We start from the raw sequence: 17,844 nt of genomic DNA, 5'->3' as shown, positions 1-17,844 counted from the left end.
AAATGAAGACCTCTTTAAGGTTTTTACTGTGCTCGCTCTGCGGATTTCTCGCAACAATTCAGTCACTTCCGGGAAAGTGTTTCCTGACTTTTTCGTCCAAATCCAGGGGCCGATATCGGATCAGGTCATGTTGTTCCAGACGGGTTCTCACGTCGGGGTCTGCACCGCTGATTTCGTCAAAAAATGCACGCAGCCCATCCATGCCGCCTTCGGCCTCGATCCAGCTGAGTAATTCGTTCATGTTCATGCCGCCCCGTTCACGTGGAACATTCAGGGACATTCCTGGCTGATACGAGCCACGCGCCAGGCGAAATCGAAGGTGAGCCTTAAAATGTTCCCAGTCGGGGGCGTGCCGATGGCACAGCTCCAACCCCGGCAATTCGAACTTGCAGGGCAAGAGCGTTTTTTCCTGGAACAGGTTGTGAATACGAAAACTCAGTTTCTTCAGGCCCGTCCGGACGATCAGCTTACCCTGCAAATGGCTGAAGAACCCACCCAAAACAAAGGCGCCATAACGCGGGTACAGCGATTGTACGAGGGCGTCACGGTGGGGGGTCTTTGGAAGATGCGCCTTATAAAGATCCGTACCACCGCCCACGGCTTCGATCGGGCGGACACGTACAGCAGGGATGTGGTCGGGAACATCGGTCAGTTGCTGGGGAATGGGACGGTCCGTCCACAGAAACTCGTCCATGTCGATATGGGCCAACCAATTCAGATTGGTCTTGCGATAGGTGAATGACGCATTTGCGGTCTGACGGTTTTGATGCCGTTCGGGCCGTTCACGCTTGCGGCTGGCCCAGAAGGCCTCATCGCATGTTTGCACGTCGACCTTCGGATGCCGAACCAGGGCATCGAAAGCTTTGGAATTGGGTTCATCCAGATAGATGTGCAGCCGGTCGACCTCAAGATCGAGGTGATAGGCAACAAATCGCAGGATATCCGGGGCAGGGCCCCGAACCGTTGAAACAATGCCCCAGCCAGAGCCGTCAGTCATCAATGTGATCCAACAGGGACTGCCGGGTCTTGTAGTGCTGGATACGCCCAAAAATGCTGCGCGGGTCGTACATCACCAGTTTCAACATCCGGTACCCCAGCGGGCGCAACACCGCGTCGTTTTCTGCATGACGCCAAAGGCGTGCCAAAAGGTTGCGATCCAGATCGCCATTCCTTAGCGAATAGCCCGCCATGCCGAATGCCAATGGAACGTCGTGGTGTTTTTCACCCTGCGTCTCAAAGGCTTGATCGTTTGGACGAAGGGATACCCGACGCTCGCTATCATGCAGCTTGATCAGATCGTACAACAGGTACAGACCCTGTCCGCCCAAGCGCTGATCCAGTGTTTCGCCATGGTCGGCGAATGTGGTTGCCGAGGAAATAAGCCAACGCACAGGCAGGTCCCGCGCCAACTCTGAACCCTTTTCCCGCCACATCCGCAGAAACAGCGCCCGTGCCTCAGCCGGTGACGGATGCCGGCGCAGCAATGCGATGCACATTGCGTGAACAAGATGCAGCAGCGATTGGCCAGTAAATTCCTGCTGCAGCGCGTGGTACTTCCTGCGCGCGTCCTGCTTGTGGTCAAAGCTGGCGTCCGGGTCAGGTTTTTCTACGGGTGTTTGGGCAAGTTCACTCAGATCAACGTCCGGCGGCGGCAGTACCCGTTGTGGATCGCGATAAGGAACTTCTTTGCGTTCCAGATGGCGCATCACCGAATAGAAGCCGCCGGGATAGTTTTCCTGATCCAAATCCGCCATGCTTCGGAACCCTAGAGAACGGTGCCCAAACTACAAGACCCGGATCAAACCATCATTTCCTTAGTCGCTGTCAGGTTCAGCTCGGGGTAGTCGCGCACGACCCGGTCGATATCCCATTGCAAGCGCGTCAGATAGACGATGTCGCCGTCATGATCATGGGCGATGTGCTGTTTATTAGCGTTGACGAACTTTTCAACCTCGGCCTTGTCACCGCTCACCCAGCGGGCAGAGGTGAACTGCGACGCCTCGAACCGGACGGGCAGACCGTATTCCATCTCAATCCGGCTGGCGAGGACTTCGAACTGCAGCGCGCCAACGACGCCGACGATATAGCCCGAACCAATCGACGGCTTGAAAACCTTGGCTGCGCCTTCTTCGGCAAACTGCATCAGGGCTTTTTCCAGATGCTTGGCCTTCAGCGGGTCGGCTGCCCTGACAGTTTGCAGCAATTCCGGTGCGAATGACGGGATCCCGGACACACGCAGCGCTTCGCCCTCGGTCAGGGTGTCACCGATGCGCAGCTGACCGTGGTTGGGGATACCAATGATGTCTCCGGCCCAGGCCTCTTCGGCCAGTTCGCGGTCAGAGGCCAGAAACAGCACGGGGTTCGAAATCGCCATCGGTTTCTTGGATCGCACGTGTGTCAACTTCATGCCGCGCTTGAAATGACCGCTTGCCATGCGGACGAATGCAACCCGGTCGCGGTGCTTGGGGTCCATGTTGGCCTGCACCTTAAAGACAAAACCGGCGACCTTCTTTTCATCGGGCGCAATTTGTCGGGGTTCAGCGGACTGGACCTGCGGCTGCGGGCCATAGGCGCCGATACCTTCCATCAGTTCCTTGACCCCGAACGAGTTGATCGCCGAGCCGAACCAGATCGGAGTCATGTGCCCCTCAAGAACCGCCTGCGGGTCCAGAGCAGGCAGCAGCTCGCGCGCCATCTCGACCTCTTCCAGCAGCTTGTCCAGCAGATGCTCGGGTACGTGTTCGGCCAGTTTGGGGTCGTCCAGACCGTTGATCTGAATGCTTTCAGCTACCTTGTTGCGGTCGGCGCGGTCCATCAATTCCAGTCGGTCGCGCAGCATGTCATAGCAGCCGATGAAATCGCGACCCACGCCAATCGGCCACGCAGCGGGCGTGACGTCGATGGCCAGCATCTCCTGAATTTCGTCGATGATCTCGAACGTATCGCGGCTTTCGCGGTCCATCTTGTTACAGAAGGTCAGGATAGGTAGATCGCGCAGGCGGCAGACCTCGAACAGCTTCTGTGTTTGGCTTTCCACACCTTTTGCACCGTCGATCACCATAACGGCGGCGTCCACTGCGGTCAGCGTGCGATAGGTGTCCTCGGAGAAGTCCGAGTGACCAGGCGTGTCCACTAGATTAAACCGAAAGTTCCCGTAGTCGAACGACATTGCCGATGCGGAAACCGAAATACCGCGATCCTTCTCCATTTGCATGAAGTCCGACCGGGTCCGCCGCGCCTCACCCTTAGCGCGCACCTGACCGGCCATCTGAATGGCGCCCCCGTACAACAGGAACTTTTCAGTCAGCGTCGTCTTGCCCGCATCCGGGTGCGAGATGATGGCGAATGTCCGGCGTCGGGCAATCTCGGGCGGCAATACGGGTTGGTTGGTGGCGGTATCAAGCATGAACGCGCGTATAGGCGGGGAATCCTGCCGAAGCAAGACAAAGGGGGTGTTCAGAATCGTATGGTTATGCCAAAAAGAACAAATAGTGAACAAAAGATGGAGAGGATCAATGAATTTGAAAGAAATCGCAGACGAACTGGTCGCTGGGTGTCGTGAGGACCGGGCCAAGGAAAACCTAAACAAATTATACGCGCCTGATGCCGTTTCGGTCGAAGCGCAAGTGATGGAAGGCATGGGGCGTGAAACGCACGGCGTCGAGGGCATCCGCGGCAAACACGAATGGTGGGAAGGCGCGCATGAGGTCTCGGGCGCGTCGGTCAGTGAGCCTTATTTGCATGGCGACGATCGCTTTGCCGTAATTTTCGAAGTGCAGGGCAAGGTTAAGGAAAGTGGCGAGACCTTCGATATGAAAGAGGTCGGTATCTATCACGTCGCCAATGGAAAAATCGTGCGCGAAGAGTTCTTTTACTGAAGCTTTGTGACTTCTGGTCTTCCCTGTCTGGCCGGTGCTAGACATGCGGGCAACAACAGATGGGGAGGATCAGATGGATCTGGGAATTCGCGGAAAGCGCGCGCTGGTTTGTGCAAGCTCAAAAGGGCTGGGCTTAGGCTGTGCCGAGGCGTTGGCCGAAGCTGGGGTTGATCTGGTGATGAACGCGCGCGGGGCCGAGGCGTTGGATGCCGAAGCTGCTCGTTTGCGGTCCGAATATGGCGTCGATGTGAAAACCGTGGCTTGCGATGTGACCTCGGTAGACGGACAGGCGCAAGTTATCGAAGCCGCGCAGGGCGTTGATATACTTGTGACAAACGCCGGTGGCCCGCCACCCGGACTGTGGTCGAATTGGGATCGTGACGATTTCATCAAGGCGCTGGATGCAAATATGCTGACACCGATTGCCTTCATGAAAGCCTTGTTGCCGGGGATGATGGACAAGGGCTGGGGCAGGGTGGTCAACATCACGTCGCAATCCGTGCGTGCACCGATCCCTGCTTTGGGTCTGTCGAACGCGGCGCGGACTGGTTTGACCGGCTATGTCGCTGGTACAGCGCGACAAGTCGCACCGCGTGGAGTGACGATCAACAACCTACTGCCGGGCATTCACGCGACGGATCGCGCGGAGTCGCTGGATGGTGGCGTGGCTGCACAAAAAGGAATTTCCATGGATCAGGCGCGCGCCGAACGCGCCGAGACGATCCCTGCACGTCGGTATGGGACGCGGCAGGAATTCGGCGCGGCCTGCGCGTTTTTGTGTTCGCAACACGCCGGCTTTATCGTCGGGCAGAATATACTGCTGGACGGTGGCGGAACCAATCTGACGATGTGAGTCATGGCACAGAACTTCTCGCTCAAAGATCAGTTGTTTAATGCGGAAAAGACCTGTTTTTTAGCGGACCTTTTCGCCGATGCTGATCCATCCTTTGATGCCAAGGCATTCGAGGCGCAGGTCATGTCGCGGCTGCTGGAGCTTGAACTGAAAGAGCGCATGGCCTGGATCGCCGACTGCCTGCAACAGGCCGTACCCGGAGAGCTGCCGACTGTCGCGCCAACCCTTCTGCGCGCACTGCCACCGCCTTTGGACCCAACCAAAACAGATGATGATTTCGGTGATTTCATCTTTGCGCCTTTGGGGGATTGGATCGTTTCAGTGGGGTTGGAGTATCCTGATCTGGCTTTGGACGTGCTTGAAGAACTGACCCAACGATTTTCGATGGAGTGGGCCATTCGCCCATTCCTCAACCGCTATCCGGATCAGGTCTTGGCGCGGATGGAACTATGGTGCGGGCATGACAGCTATCACGTGCGCCGTCTGGTCAGTGAAGGCACACGACCACGGTTGCCTTGGGGGCAGGCGGTAGGGCTGGAGCTGACCGACCCGCTGCCATTGTTGGACCGGCTGCATAGTGACCCAACACGCTATGTTACGCGGTCTGTGGCGAACCATCTGAACGACATCACCAAGAAAGACCCTGCGCTGGTGCTGGACCGGTTACAGGAATGGTCCGAAACCGGGACACAGGATCGGGACGAACTGTGCTGGATGACCTCACATACGCTGCGGGGGCTGGTGAAGGCAGGCCATCCCGGTGCCATGAAGATGTTGGGCTTCGATCCCGAGGTCGAGATAACCGCAAGCGTGCAGGTAAACCAAGAGGCGCGGATTGGTGGGGCGCTCGAGTTCGATGTCTCGCTGAACGGTGCGGGGGATCAACCTGTTCTGGTCGACTATATCATTCACTTTCAACGCCCTGGCGGCAAAACTTCGGCCAAGGTGCATAAGCTGAAGCAGGCGACCTTGCGCGGTGGTGCGCTGAGTCTGACCAAGAAGCACAAGCTGAAAGGCAATGCGACCACGTTCAAGCTGGTTCCCGGCGCACATCGGCTAGAGATTCAGGTGAATGGGCGGGTTCGCGCCTCGGTCGATTTCGACCTGCTGAGCTAGGGCAGGACCCTCACGCTTTTGTCAAAATTGGTAGCAGTGGTTGCACAGGCGGCAGTGCTGCATTAGCTGCGAAGCAGCCAGTGAGGAAAGGGGTGCTGCGATGAAGCATGAATCAGTGCAGAATTACTATGGCGAGGTCCTTCAGGGCAGCGCGGATTTGCAAACCAACGCTTGCTGTACTCCCGATGACATGCCGGACCATGTCAAAAAGATCCTCTCAAAAATTCATGATGATGTGCTGACGCGCTACTATGGTTGCGGCCTGATCGCGCCGCTGGATTTGGAAGGGATGAGCATCCTTGATCTGGGTTGCGGGGCTGGTCGCGACGTTTACGCTCTGTCGGCGATGGTGGGTGAAAAGGGTCGCGTGGTCGGGGTCGACATGACGCCGGAACAGCTAGACGTCGCCCGCGCGCATCAGGATTTCCACGCGCAGGCCTTTGGTCATGCCGCCAGCAACGTAGAATTCCATCACGGCTACATCGAAAAGCTGGATGAGCTGGACCTGGAACCTAGTTCCTTCGATATCATTGTCTCGAATTGTGTGATCAATCTGGCCACCGACAAAGAGGCCGTCCTTCGCGGTGCCCATCGTCTGCTGAAAGAGGGTGGTGAGATTTATTTCTCGGACGTCTACGCCGACCGTCGTGTTCCGCAGGCCATGGCCGAAGATGAAGTCTTGTACGGCGAATGCCTGTCCGGCGCACTGTACTGGAACGATTTTCTGTCGATGTCGCGCAAGGCGGGGTTCGGTGATCCACGCCGCGTCACGCACCGCCCGCTGACCATCGAGAACCCTGTGCTGGAAGAACGCGTCGCACCGCTGAAGTTCCTGTCGGCGACTTATCGACTGTTCAAACTGTCCGTACTGGAACCCGCTTGCGAGGATTACGGGCAGGCCGTCATCTACAAAGGCACCATCCCGCACGCGCCACATCTGTTCGAACTAGATGACCACCACGCGATCGAGACAGGCAAGGTGTTTCCGGTCTGCGGCAATACATGGATGATGTTGAACGATACCCGTTTCGCGCGGCATTTCGACTTTATCGGTGATTTCTCTACGCATTATGGCGTCTTCGATGGTTGCGGCGGCGAAAGCCCGTTTGAAGCCACCGGCGCGATCACGAGCGCGTCGACCGGCGAGGCTACCTCGGGCGGCTGCTGCTGATCACTTGCACCGGACGGGCGGGGTTGCTATCCCCGCCTAAGACCGATGAATTTGATCGGGAAAAGGCAACGAGGCCCATCGGTGACAATAGACGTAACTCCTCCTCGTCTGGAAATTCGCAATCTTAACGCACGGTACGAGGGGCGGGTTGTAGTTGACGACGTCTCTTTGACGGTTGAAGCAGGGAAAGTGACTTGCCTGCTTGGGCCTTCGGGGTGCGGCAAGTCGACCACGTTGCGCATGATCGCCGGGGTTGAGATGCAGGAGTCCGGTGAGATCTATGTCGACGGCAAGCTGATCTGCGACACCGTGTTCCGGGTTCCGCCCGAACGCCGCGAGATCGGCCTGATGTTTCAGGATTTTGCGCTGTTTCCGCATTTAAGTGTTGCCGACAACGTGGCCTTTGGCCTGACGGGGCATAAAGAAGAAAAGCGCGCGCGCGTTGATGAGTTACTGCGCAAAGTTGATCTTATCCACTTCATCGACCAATTCCCGCATCACCTGTCCGGGGGCGAGCAACAACGTGTCGCTCTGGCCCGCGCACTGGCCCCGCGTCCACGGATCATGCTGATGGACGAGCCGTTCTCTGGCCTCGACAACCGGCTGCGCGACGGTATTCGGGATGAGACGCTGGCGATCCTCAAGGAAGAAGATGCCGCCGTTGTGTTGGTGACGCACGAGCCCGAAGAGGCGATGCGCATGGCTGATGAGATCGCACTGATGCGCCGCGGCAAGATCGTGCAGCAAGGTGCGCCATACAACGTCTATACCCGTCCGGCTGACAAAGCGGCTGTGGCATTTTTCAGTGATGTCAACGTGTTACAAGCGCAAGTGAATGGAGCGTTGGCCGATACACCCTTTGGTCAGTTTCTAGCGCCGGGTATTCCCGACGGCACAGATGTTGAGATTGTATTCCGGCCACAGCACGTGCGGTTGGACTTTGACCGCAATGGCAAAGGCCCGCTGCCGACGGCAACCGATGGCGTTGCGGCCCGCGGCACGGTCGAGAGAGCGCGGTTCTTAGGCAACGAAAGCCTGGTCGAGTTCCGCATGGACCATGATGGTTCCGTTCTGAAGGCCACGGTGCCGAATGTTTTTGTACCAAATCCGGGACGGGTCATGTGGCTGACCATTCGCCGGGATCGGTGCTTTGTTTTCCCCATTTAGGGCCTGAAAACGTAGTTTAGGCTCAAGTGGTGCGCGAAAGCCTCAGATTGCAGGCGTGCTTTGCTTGCCGCCGCGCGGGGGCGGGTCTATCAAGGTCAAAACGCTGCGGTGGATGGGGCAAATGCGTATTCTTCTGACCAATGATGACGGCATCAACGCGCCGGGCCTGATCACGCTTGAGGCGATTGCCGCCGATCTGGCTGGGCCCGACGGAGAAGTCTGGGTGGTTGCACCTGCGTTCGAGCAATCGGGTGTCGGCCATTGCATCAGCTATACCCATCCGATGATGGTCGCCAAACTGGGTGATCAGCGTTTCGCCGCCGAGGGCTCGCCCGCCGATTGTGTGCTGGCCGGTCTGCACGACGTGATGAAGGACGCGCCGCCCGATTTGGTGTTGTCTGGCGTGAACCGGGGCAACAATTCGGCGGAAAACACGCTGTATTCCGGCACTGTCGGTGGCGCGATGGAGGCCGCGTTGCAGGGTATTCCGGCGATTGCCCTGTCTCAATATTTTGGTCCGCGTAATCTGGGGCTGGACGATCCGTTCGAGGCCGCGACCCGGTTCGGGGCGGGGCTGGTGCGGAAAATATTGGACGCGACCCCGGCCGAGCAGGGCGATTACCGTCTGTTCTACAACGTAAATTTCCCGCCCGTGCCCGCGGACGAGGTTCTGGGCACTCGGATCGCACCGCAAGGATATCGCCGCGATACGCATTTCTCGGTCGAGCCGCACAGTTCGCCCTCTGGGCGGCGGTTCCTGTGGATCAAGGGTGGGTATCAGCACAATCCAACCGCGCCGGGCACGGATGCGGCGGTTAATCTGGCGGGCTACATCTCGGTCACGCCGATGCGCGCGGATCTGACGGCGCATGACGCGCTTAAGGCATTGAAGACAATCGAATGACCGGACCAGATCCAGAAACAATCATGCAGTTCCTGTTTGCCCTGCGATCGCGCGGGGTGACGGATGCGCGTGTGCTGGCCGCCATGGAGCAGGTCGACCGTGGCCGCTTTGTCAAAGGTCTGTTTGCCGAGCGCGCATATGAGGACACACCTTTGCCGATTGCCTGCGGGCAGACGATCAGCCAGCCGTCAGTTGTGGGGCTAATGACACAGGCGCTGGACGTACGCCCGCGCGATACAGTGTTAGAGGTCGGTACAGGCTCGGGCTATCAGGCGGCGATCCTGTCCAAACTGGCGCGCCGGGTCTATACGGTCGAACGACACAAGCGGCTGGTGCGCGAAACCGGCGCGCTGTTTCGCGAGCTGGGACTGACCAATGTCACCGCGATGCTGTCGGATGGCTCCTTTGGTTTGTCCGAACAGGCCCCGTTTGACAGGATCATTGTGACGGCTGCGGCAGAAGACCCGCCAGGGCCGCTCTTGGCGCAGCTTAAAATCGGCGGTATCATGGTTTTGCCGGTGGGACAGTCGGATGCGGTTCAGACCCTGATCCGGGTCAGGCGGACCGAGACCGGTCTGGACTATGACGAATTGTTACCCGTTCGTTTCGTGCCCTTGTTAGAAGGGCTTGGCAGGGACGGGGCGTAAAAGAATATTCTGCAACATGCGCCGGAACCCCGGAAAACACGGGCAGGCGTTGAGGACAGTACAATGAGAGCAGTTTCCAAATCAGCGATGCTCCGCTGCGTGACAGGTGTGGCGGCTTTGGCGATTCTGGCAGGGTGCGAAGGCCCGCTGGACTACGATCTGCGCGGGCAGGTCGGCGGATTTTCGACCGCAGATGCCGCGCGCGGGGTGACCGCGAACCGGCCAGCACCGGATGCGCGCGGGGTCATCACCTATCCGAACTATCAGGTGGCCGTTGCGCAACGCGGCGATACGGTCGCCTCGGTTGCTGCCCGCGTCGGTTTGCCCGAGGGAGAGTTGGCCGTGTTCAACGGTCTCAAGCCGACGGACAAATTGCGCGACGGCGAGGTTATCGCCCTGCCGCGCACGGTCAGTTCGACCAGTTCAGTGGATATCGCCTCGATTGCCGGAACCGCGATTGATGAGGCGCCGGCAGATGGCTCGGTTAGGACATCGACGTTGGCGCCCGCCCAACCTGCGGCCGCGCCTGCACCGGCCCCTGTGGCATCGGGGCCCGAGCCGATCCGTCACCAGGTCAAACGCGGCGAGACAGCTTATACCATTGCACGGCTTTACGACGTGCCAGTGGATGCGCTGGCCGAATGGAACGGTTTGGGGTCGGACTTTACTGTGCGGGAGGATCAGTTCCTGTTAATCCCGATCAAGAACCAGCCTGCTCCAAGACAAGCGGCTGTGCCCGCCAGCAATGTGACACAACCCGGCCAGGGCTCGCCCACGCCGACACCGCCAAGTGCCACGCAACCGTTGCCGGACGAGGTGATCTCTCCGGCCACACCTGCGCCCGACGTGACGGCCGAGGCTCCGACAAACCAAAGTAATTCTGCCCTGGGATTGCCAGTTACCGGGACGATCATTCGTACCTATGACAAGGGCAAGAATGAAGGGATCGACATCGCCGGACAGTCGGGAGCTGCGGTAAAGGCAGCCGAAGCCGGGACCGTTGCGGCGATCACCGCAGATGCGGATCAAGTGCCGATCATAGTGGTTAAACACAACAGCGACCTGCTGACCGTCTATGCAAACGTTGACAAGATCACGGTAAAAAAGGGCGACCGCGTGCGCCGAGGCGAACAGATTGCATCCTTGCGTGGCGGCGACAATTCCTATGTCCATTTCGAGGTGCGCAAAGGGTTCGAATCCGTCGATCCGGAACCTTATCTGAAGTGATTGGAATGGCCCATTTCGGGCCATATACCTGACAGCCGGGTTTAGGCGTGCGGGTCGAAATCGCTTAGTGTTTTGCCGGGCTCGTCAGCGAAGATTTCCGGTAGGGGTGAGACAGCTTCGATCAGGTCGATGCGAAACACGCGGAACCCTTCGCGCAACTCACACCATGCGGTAAGGGTCCAGACGCGGCCCCAGTACTCCATATGAAGAGGGCGAATGGTGCGGTCTGTCAGAACGCCGTCGATACGGCGATAGGACAGGTGCAGTTTCTGCCGGGTTTTGATCGCGGACCGAATCGGAGCCATATGCGCCAGCCCCCGCGCAGCGTCGGCAAAGGGGTAGACGGCGAATTTCCACGTGTCCGCCTCGGCCACGACCTGGGTGGGCAGTACAGCGTCAATCTTGTCGGCCAGGGTTTCTGCGGCGGCCTTCAGATCGGGGTCTGCGGCCTCGGCCACGATGGCCATGCCGAGGTTCAGCGCTTCAAGCTCGGCCGGGGTCAGGTTCAGCGGGGGCAGAGTGATTTGCTCGCGGACCATATAGCCTACGCCACGCTCACCCTCTACCGGAACACCCGAGGCCACCAGCGTGTCCATATCGCGATAGATTGTACGAACCGACACTTCGAGCCGGTCCGCAATATCCTGCGCGCGGTGCAGTTTGCCGTCGCGCAGGATCTGAATGATGTCGAACAGACGATCAGAGCGGCGCATGACACGCCGCCCGGACCGCGTTTATGCGGTCATGTTCCATAGCACATTCTCGTGGCGCATCTGGACGCTGTCGGGTTGGATCGCGGCCATCAAGGCCGGGGCAAAGGTTTGCTGCGGGAATTGCGCCGCTGCGTCCTTGGCGGCCTTCATATCCGTCCAGATTACATAGTCGGTCCAGCGGCCATCTTCACCCTGGCTTAGCTGACGGTGGGCAAAACCCGGGGCGTTGCGAACGAACGCCTCGGACGCCTGGCTGAGTTTGACGAACTCTTCCGGTGTTGTCCCGTTGGCGAGGGTGAAGGTGACGATTTCAGCAACATGGGTCATTTGATTCTCCGTTGACCAGGTTTCGATGCCCTGTACCTAATGTCCTTCAACTGACATAAACCTGTCAGTTGTGAAATGCCAGCCTGCAAAAATTGCGTGATCGGATCAATTTTGGGCGCGGAATTGATCTGGCGCACTTTTGCGCAGGGCCATGCAGGCGTAGACACAGACCCAGATCACATTCCCGGCGCAACGCGTCGACGTACAAGGAGAAGAGACATGCTCAACAATATCGGCCTTCCCGGTCTGCTACTGATCGCCGTTGTGGTGCTGGTGCTGTTTGGCCGCGGTAAAATCAGCTCGTTGATGGGTGAAGTGGGCAAGGGCATCACCTCGTTCAAGAAGGGCGTCAAAGAAGGCGCGGACGAGCTGGAGCAGGACGCTGCCGAAGTGGCCAAGGACGTCACGCCCGAGACCGACAAAGACAAGGCCTAAGCGCAGATGTTTGATCTGGGTTGGACCGAGCTTCTGGTCATTGGCATTGTTGCCCTGATCGTTGTGGGGCCAAAGGACCTGCCGGTTCTGTTTCGCAATGTTGGCCGCTGGGTTGGCAAGGCCCGTGGTATGGCGCGCGAATTCAGCAGCGCCATGAACGAGGCCGCGGATCAGGCAGGTGTGAACGAGATCAAAAAGGGTCTTAACGCGGCCGCCAATCCCGTCAGCACCGCCATGGACAGCGTTAACGAGGCGGCGCGGGACGTTGCCAAAAGCATCGATCCCACCAAGTTCGACCCCGACAGCGAAACCGGTAAGCTGGCCGCAGAACGGGCTGAACAAGCCAAGAAGATTCAGGCCTCAACTGCCCGTGCTGCGGCTGAGCGCAAGGCCAAAGAAGCAGCAGATGCGCTAGCCAAAGCCGAAGAGGCCGAGGCCGCGCTGAAGACTGAAAGCAAGACATGACAAAGACCGACGAGATCGAAGACAGCTCGGCCCCGCTGATCGAGCATCTGGCGGAACTGCGCACGCGGCTGATCCACTGCGTCGTGGCGTTTTTGGTCGGGATGATCATCTGTTTCACTGTGGCCACGCCGCTTTTCAACTTCCTGACTAACCCTTTGTGCGAAGTTTTGGCCGAACGCGGGCAGGATTGCGGGTTGATCTTCATCTCGCCGCAAGAAGGGTTCTTCGTTGCTATCAAGGTCTCGCTGCTGGGTGGCTTTATCTTGGCCTTCCCATATATCGGGATGCAGATGTGGCGCTTCGTGGCGCCGGGCCTCTACCGATCGGAAAAGAACGCGTTCCTGCCATTCATGCTGGCCTCGCCCTTCATGTTCCTTCTGGGGGCAAGCTTTGCGTTCTATGTCGTAACACCACTGGCTTATGACTTCTTCCTCGGGTTCCAGCAATTTGGTGCCGAAGGAGAGGCAGTGGTCGAAGGCGCAACCGCGGCTCCGCTGAGCGTGGTGTTCCAGGGCTCGGCGCAGGAATACCTGAACCTGACGATCAAGTTTATCGTGGCCTTTGGCCTGTGTTTTCAACTGCCCGTTTTGTTGACCCTTATGGGTAAGGCGGGGCTGGTTACGGCCGAAGGGCTGGGCTCGGTTCGGAAATACGCAGTGGTTGCCATTCTGGTGCTTGCCGCGCTGGTGACACCGCCTGATGTGATTACGCAGGTTATTCTGTTTGTGGTGGTCTACGGCCTGTATGAGATTTCGATCTTCCTAGTCGCCCGGGTCGAAAAAAAGCGCGAAGAGCAACTGCGTGCCGACGGCTACTATGACGACGAAGAAGAATCCGACGAAGAGATCGTGCGGGAAGAAGACAACAAGTAACCCCGCTGAAAACCATGCAACAGGCGCGCCTAACCGGCGCGCCTTTTTAGTGTCTGGCCCTTGTTGCGCCGCTTCGAACATGGTTTGAACCGCGCAAGACATGACGCCGGAGGCCCCAATGGACGACCAAGCCCTGAACCGTATCGCCGACGCGCTGGAACGGATGGCACCAGCCCCTTTGGACGCGCCCGATTTCGCGGCTGCCCCGGCATTTGTCTGGCATGTTGAACCGGATCGGCTGGAGCCCGTCACGCAGGTCAACCGCGTCGATCTGGATTTGCTGGTGGGCATCAACCGGTCCCGCGATACTCTGCTGGACAATACGCGCCGATTTGCTGCCGGCTTCAAAGCAAATAACGCGTTGCTTTGGGGCGCGCGGGGGATGGGGAAATCCAGCCTCGTCAAAGCCGTTCACGGCACGCTGCAGATGGATTTCCCAGATCTGAAGCTGGTTGAACTCCAGCGCGAGGATATGGGCTCAGTCGCCCGCCTTCTGAATCACCTGCGTGCCGCACCGCACCGGTTCATTCTGTTCTGCGATGACTTATCGTTTAGTCATGACGACCAGCACTATAAATCGCTCAAGGCAGTGCTGGACGGGGGTATCGAAGGGCGCCCGGAAAACGTCGTATTCTACGCCACCTCGAACCGCCGCCACCTGATGCCGCGCGATATGATCGAGAATGAACGCTCCAGCGCGATCAATCCGTCTGAGGCGGCCGAGGAAAAGGTTTCACTGTCTGATCGGTTCGGCCTGTGGTTGGGCTTCCACCCTTGTGATCAGGACGAATACCTAGCGATGATCGACCGCTATTGCGGGGCATATGGCGTGTCGGTTGACGCTGAAACCCTGCGTGCCGAAGCCATCGAATGGCAGGCAACGCGGGGCGCGCGGTCGGGCCGCGTGGCTTGGCAATTCTTCGTCGATCTGGCCGGGCGCAACGGCGTGCACATCGCCTAACCCGCCCGCTTCATCTTTTCCCAAATACTCATGCCGGAGGCATGGCCCAAAGGGCCATTCCTTACAGCAAAGATAAAATCCGAGCGGCTTCGTCTGCCGTGCTGGTCAACGCATCGCGATCCTCACCGGGATGGAATCGCGCACGTACGGCGGTTGGCATCGGGGCAGGTTCGACAATTGAAACCCTCGGGCCGGTGCGTTTGGTCTCTTGTGCCCAGCCACGTGCCAGCGCCATCTGCGCCGCCTTGGTTGCACCGTAGATGCCGTAAAACTTCTGACCGGCTTTCGGATCGTCAAAGAACACGGCATGGCCGGTTTCACCCAACAGGGGGGCAATATAGGGGATCAGAACTGACGTCGCCGTGGCGTTGGTATTTACGGCCTTGGTCCACTCTTTCGGGTCGATGAAATGCGTGGGTGTCAGGGCCGAGGTGTGAACGGCCGTGTGCAGCCACAAATCCACCTTGCCCCAGCGATCATGGATGCCCCGGCACAACGTCGCCATGGCGTTGGGGTCGGCGATATCCATCGGTGCCAGGGTTGCGGCACCGCCTTTGGCCCGAATGCGGTCATCCAGTTCTTCCAGCCCGCCGGTGGTACGGGCGACGGCGACAATGTGATATTCGGGCGCCAGTGCCTCGGCCAGGGCAGCGCCCAACCCACGAGAGGCCCCGGTGACGAGGGCAATTTTGGTCTGATCGGTCATGACAGGGGTTTGAACCCCCGCACGCAGGGCGTCAAGACAGATTAACTGCCGGGTATGACGATCCGCTTGGTCTGGCCGCTTTGTCGCAGCATTACGCCGTCGGCATCAATTGCAACGATGGTGCCCGAAGACACGCGGCTGCCCAGCTTGACCTCTTTCACACGTCCCGAAGACATACGCATAAGGGCCCGCATGTCCGATTTCGGGCCAAAGACCCCCAGAACAGACAAAGAGCTTTTTTTCAGCGCGCCTTTTTGCGTGGCCGCGCTTTTGACAGTGGCGTTTGACATGTATTCCGGCCTGACCACAGCGGCCCGACCCCTTGATTGAGTGGTTGGCAACCTGCGGGCTACCAAACCGGATCAGAAAGGAAAAGCCCGGTTGGCCGTGCACTTCCCAAGGGGATTCGGCATTGCGGCGAAGCCCTTGCGATTGCAATTTCTTCACCGATGGGTTGTGGCGGAAATCTACCGATGCGGCCTGCCAGGCAGGCAGAAAAAGGCCCGCATCACATCGGTGAAACGGGCCAAAAAGCAAGGTCGATTCGGATCAAATCCTATCCCGAGGCCAGCTTCGCGCTGTTCCACGAGCCGCCCGGAACTTGCATATCTGCGCGTTTCTTGCTGACCCGATTACTGTTTTCGAGACTGTCCAGATAGTCATCGCTGACGCTGCCGGTGATGTAATTGCCGTCGAAACAGGAACAGTCAAAGGCTTCGATCTCGGGGTTGCCTTCTTTGGCCGCCCAGATCAGGTCGTCGAGATCCTGATAGAACAGGGCATCTGCGCCGACTTCCTGACGGATTTCTTCGATATCTTTGCCATTGGCGATCAGTTCATGCTTGGTGGGCATGTCGATGCCATAGACGTTGGGGAATTTTACCGGCGGTGAGGCGCTGGCGATGTACACTTTTTTAGCCCCGGCTTCGCGGCACATCTGCACGATCTTCTTGATTGTATTGCCGCGCACAATGGAATCGTCGATCAGCAGAACGTTGTGATCGCGGAACTCCAACGGAACGGCGTTCAGCTTGCGGCGCACCGATTTCTGGCGCTCTTCTTGGCCGGGCATGATGAAGGTTCGCCCGACATAGCGGTTTTTGACCAGACCTTCGCGGTATGGAATGCCGGTGGCCTTAGCGACCTCAAGCGCCACGGGGCGGGCGCTGTCGGGCACGGGGATGATGCGGTCGATCTCAAGCCCTGCGGCTTGGATCTGGCGGGCCAGCGTCTGACCCATGCGCATCTGGGTTTTGTAAACCGAAACGCCATCTAGCAGCGAATCCGGGCGGGCCAGGTAGACATATTCAAAGATACACGGGGTCAGTTGGCCTTCGACCGCCTGGAAGGTGTGCATGTTTCCATCCAGATCAATCAGAATGGCCTCACCCGGGTTAAGGTCGCGCAGCTTTTCAAAGCCGTTGATGCCAAAGGCCACATCCTCTGAGGCAAAGGCGTAATCGTCGCCGTCGCCGTCCACATCGCGCTTGGCGACGGAAAGAGGACGGATGCCATAAGGATCGCGGAACGCCAGCATGCCGACACCGGCAACCAGACAGATTACCGAATAGGCGCCTTGGATTCGCTCCATCGTCATCTTCACACCGGCAAAGATGTTGCGGATCGGTTCGCCGTTGCCGTTGACCTTGATCGCATCGGCAACCTTGTCGGCCAGCACGTTCAGCAGGATTTCGGAATCCGACGTGGTGCGCAGGTGACGGCTGTATTTGGCGGTCACCTTCTCACGCTGTTCGGCGGTGTTGGTGATGTTGCCATTATGAACCAGATAGATGCCATAGGGCGCGTTCACAAAGAACGGCTGCGCCTCGGACGCGCTGAGCGATCCTGCGGTCGGGTACCGCACATGACCCATGCCGATCTTACCCAGAAGGGTCTCGGCGTCTTGTGCGTTGAACACGTCCTTGACCAGACCATTTGCCTTCTTTTCACGGAAGAAGCCGTCGTTATAGGTGACGATCCCCGAGGCATCCTGACCCCGGTGCTGAAGCATCAGCAGCCCGTCATAGATTTCCGCAAAGACATCATGTGTCCTGCTTGCGATCCCTAAAATCCCACACATGTACGGGCTCCAATTTCCATGACGTTTTGACTAGCGGTGATGATCTGAACGTCTGCATGGGTATGCCAGTGCGCCTTGTTTCCATCCCGGCTGATGATGCAAACGCGCCAATGTCACGAGGGCAAGCGCGAGAGAAAACAGGTACAGCAAGATCGGTGGCTCCGATTCCATGTCAGTTCGGCCTCCACATAATGCCTAATGCGCCCTGTGTCATCAAAGGATCACATTCACCAATCGTCGCAGGTGCGTTTTATGAAAGGTGACTGGAATAGGTGACATATAGGCATGCTTGTGCTGTCATGGTGCAAGTAGCGGTTTTTTT

General features: G+C 58.4%; 20 protein-coding genes. 12 read left to right on the top strand and 8 right to left on the bottom strand.

The window, feature by feature from the left end; genetic code table 11:
* Positions 1-58 precede the first annotated feature (58 nt).
* From ACR0B8_RS06200 to ACR0B8_RS06190, 3 genes are read right to left on the bottom strand one after another with little or no spacing between them, the layout of a single operon-like run.
* Positions 59-997: a glycosyltransferase family 2 protein gene (locus ACR0B8_RS06200; protein WP_226688363.1), complete on the bottom strand. Its 939-nt coding sequence runs from the start codon at positions 995-997 to the stop codon at positions 59-61.
* A complete protein-coding gene (locus tag ACR0B8_RS06195) occupies positions 990-1,754 on the bottom strand; it encodes a hypothetical protein (RefSeq protein WP_170410119.1) in 765 nt (254 codons plus the stop codon). Before ACR0B8_RS06195 ends, ACR0B8_RS06200 begins: the two co-directional genes overlap by 8 nt.
* A gap of 44 nt (positions 1,755-1,798) precedes the next feature.
* Positions 1,799-3,406: a peptide chain release factor 3 gene (locus ACR0B8_RS06190; protein WP_170375608.1), complete on the bottom strand. Its 1,608-nt coding sequence runs from the start codon at positions 3,404-3,406 to the stop codon at positions 1,799-1,801.
* Between the two features lie 109 nt (positions 3,407-3,515).
* On the opposite strand from ACR0B8_RS06190, the gene ACR0B8_RS06185 reads away from it, so the two are divergent.
* The 8 genes from ACR0B8_RS06185 (at position 3,516) to ACR0B8_RS06150 (ending at position 10,963) form a co-directional block, all read left to right on the top strand.
* Positions 3,516-3,878 carry a nuclear transport factor 2 family protein gene (locus tag ACR0B8_RS06185; protein ID WP_226688364.1) on the top strand — a complete coding sequence of 121 codons (363 nt, stop codon included), beginning with the start codon at positions 3,516-3,518 and terminating at the stop codon, positions 3,876-3,878.
* 73 nt (positions 3,879-3,951) lie between these two features.
* Entirely contained in the window at positions 3,952-4,731 is a 780-nt protein-coding gene (locus ACR0B8_RS06180; protein ID WP_226688802.1) for an SDR family oxidoreductase, read from the top strand.
* A 3-nt stretch (positions 4,732-4,734) separates the two neighbouring features.
* Positions 4,735-5,847 carry a DNA alkylation repair protein gene (locus ACR0B8_RS06175; protein ID WP_226688365.1) on the top strand — a complete coding sequence of 371 codons (1,113 nt, stop codon included), beginning with the start codon at positions 4,735-4,737 and terminating at the stop codon, positions 5,845-5,847.
* Between the two features lie 100 nt (positions 5,848-5,947).
* A complete protein-coding gene (locus tag ACR0B8_RS06170; RefSeq protein ID WP_480658154.1) occupies positions 5,948-7,018 on the top strand; it encodes a methyltransferase domain-containing protein in 1,071 nt (356 codons plus the stop codon).
* A gap of 45 nt (positions 7,019-7,063) precedes the next feature.
* Positions 7,064-8,185, top strand: coding sequence for an ABC transporter ATP-binding protein (locus ACR0B8_RS06165; protein ID WP_170358774.1), 1,122 nt, complete (start codon positions 7,064-7,066; stop codon positions 8,183-8,185).
* Positions 8,186-8,306: 121 nt separating this feature from the next.
* Positions 8,307-9,089 carry a 5'/3'-nucleotidase SurE gene (gene surE / locus ACR0B8_RS06160; RefSeq protein ID WP_170358772.1) on the top strand — a complete coding sequence of 261 codons (783 nt, stop codon included), beginning with the start codon at positions 8,307-8,309 and terminating at the stop codon, positions 9,087-9,089.
* The gene (locus tag ACR0B8_RS06155) at positions 9,086-9,736 is read left to right on the top strand and encodes a protein-L-isoaspartate(D-aspartate) O-methyltransferase (RefSeq protein WP_170348917.1); all 651 of its coding nucleotides are present in this window, start codon (positions 9,086-9,088) and stop codon (positions 9,734-9,736) included. Before surE ends, ACR0B8_RS06155 begins: the two co-directional genes overlap by 4 nt.
* A 63-nt stretch (positions 9,737-9,799) precedes the next feature.
* A complete protein-coding gene (locus ACR0B8_RS06150; RefSeq protein WP_170358770.1) occupies positions 9,800-10,963 on the top strand; it encodes a peptidoglycan DD-metalloendopeptidase family protein in 1,164 nt (387 codons plus the stop codon).
* A 41-nt stretch (positions 10,964-11,004) separates the two neighbouring features.
* Here the strand turns inward: ACR0B8_RS06150 and ACR0B8_RS06145 are convergent, their stop codons facing one another.
* Complete coding sequence (locus ACR0B8_RS06145; RefSeq protein WP_170358768.1) at positions 11,005-11,676, bottom strand: helix-turn-helix transcriptional regulator; 672 nt, start codon at positions 11,674-11,676, stop codon at positions 11,005-11,007.
* A 21-nt stretch (positions 11,677-11,697) separates the two neighbouring features.
* Complete coding sequence (locus ACR0B8_RS06140; RefSeq protein WP_170358766.1) at positions 11,698-12,003, bottom strand: hypothetical protein; 306 nt, start codon at positions 12,001-12,003, stop codon at positions 11,698-11,700.
* A 219-nt stretch (positions 12,004-12,222) separates the two neighbouring features.
* On the opposite strand from ACR0B8_RS06140, the gene ACR0B8_RS06135 reads away from it, so the two are divergent.
* From ACR0B8_RS06135 to ACR0B8_RS06120, 4 genes are all read left to right on the top strand, one after another.
* Positions 12,223-12,438, top strand: a complete 216-nt coding sequence (locus tag ACR0B8_RS06135) for a twin-arginine translocase TatA/TatE family subunit (RefSeq protein ID WP_170348913.1) — start codon at positions 12,223-12,225, stop codon at positions 12,436-12,438.
* A gap of 6 nt (positions 12,439-12,444) precedes the next feature.
* Positions 12,445-12,903 (top strand): Sec-independent protein translocase protein TatB, encoded by a 459-nt coding sequence (gene tatB, locus ACR0B8_RS06130; protein ID WP_170348912.1) that lies wholly within the window; start codon positions 12,445-12,447, stop codon positions 12,901-12,903.
* Entirely contained in the window at positions 12,900-13,775 is an 876-nt protein-coding gene (gene tatC / locus ACR0B8_RS06125; RefSeq protein WP_170358764.1) for a twin-arginine translocase subunit TatC, read from the top strand. The genes tatB and tatC overlap by 4 nt, the downstream gene beginning before the upstream one ends.
* 118 nt (positions 13,776-13,893) lie before the next feature.
* A complete protein-coding gene (locus tag ACR0B8_RS06120; protein WP_226688370.1) occupies positions 13,894-14,736 on the top strand; it encodes an ATP-binding protein in 843 nt (280 codons plus the stop codon).
* 61 nt (positions 14,737-14,797) lie between these two features.
* Here ACR0B8_RS06120 and ACR0B8_RS06115 read toward each other — a convergent pair whose 3' ends face one another.
* From ACR0B8_RS06115 to purF, 3 genes are all read right to left on the bottom strand, one after another.
* Complete coding sequence (locus ACR0B8_RS06115; RefSeq protein WP_170348909.1) at positions 14,798-15,442, bottom strand: SDR family NAD(P)-dependent oxidoreductase; 645 nt, start codon at positions 15,440-15,442, stop codon at positions 14,798-14,800.
* Positions 15,443-15,483: 41 nt separating this feature from the next.
* A complete protein-coding gene (locus ACR0B8_RS06110; protein ID WP_170348908.1) occupies positions 15,484-15,732 on the bottom strand; it encodes a hypothetical protein in 249 nt (82 codons plus the stop codon).
* A gap of 266 nt (positions 15,733-15,998) precedes the next feature.
* Positions 15,999-17,522 carry an amidophosphoribosyltransferase gene (gene purF, locus ACR0B8_RS06105; protein WP_170348907.1) on the bottom strand — a complete coding sequence of 508 codons (1,524 nt, stop codon included), beginning with the start codon at positions 17,520-17,522 and terminating at the stop codon, positions 15,999-16,001.
* Positions 17,523-17,844: the final 322 nt, after the last annotated feature.

This window comes from Ruegeria sp. BH6 (genome assembly GCF_056538105.1).
The sequence above is the reverse complement of the archived record's forward strand: the minus strand, read 5'-3'. Positions and strand labels throughout refer to the sequence as shown.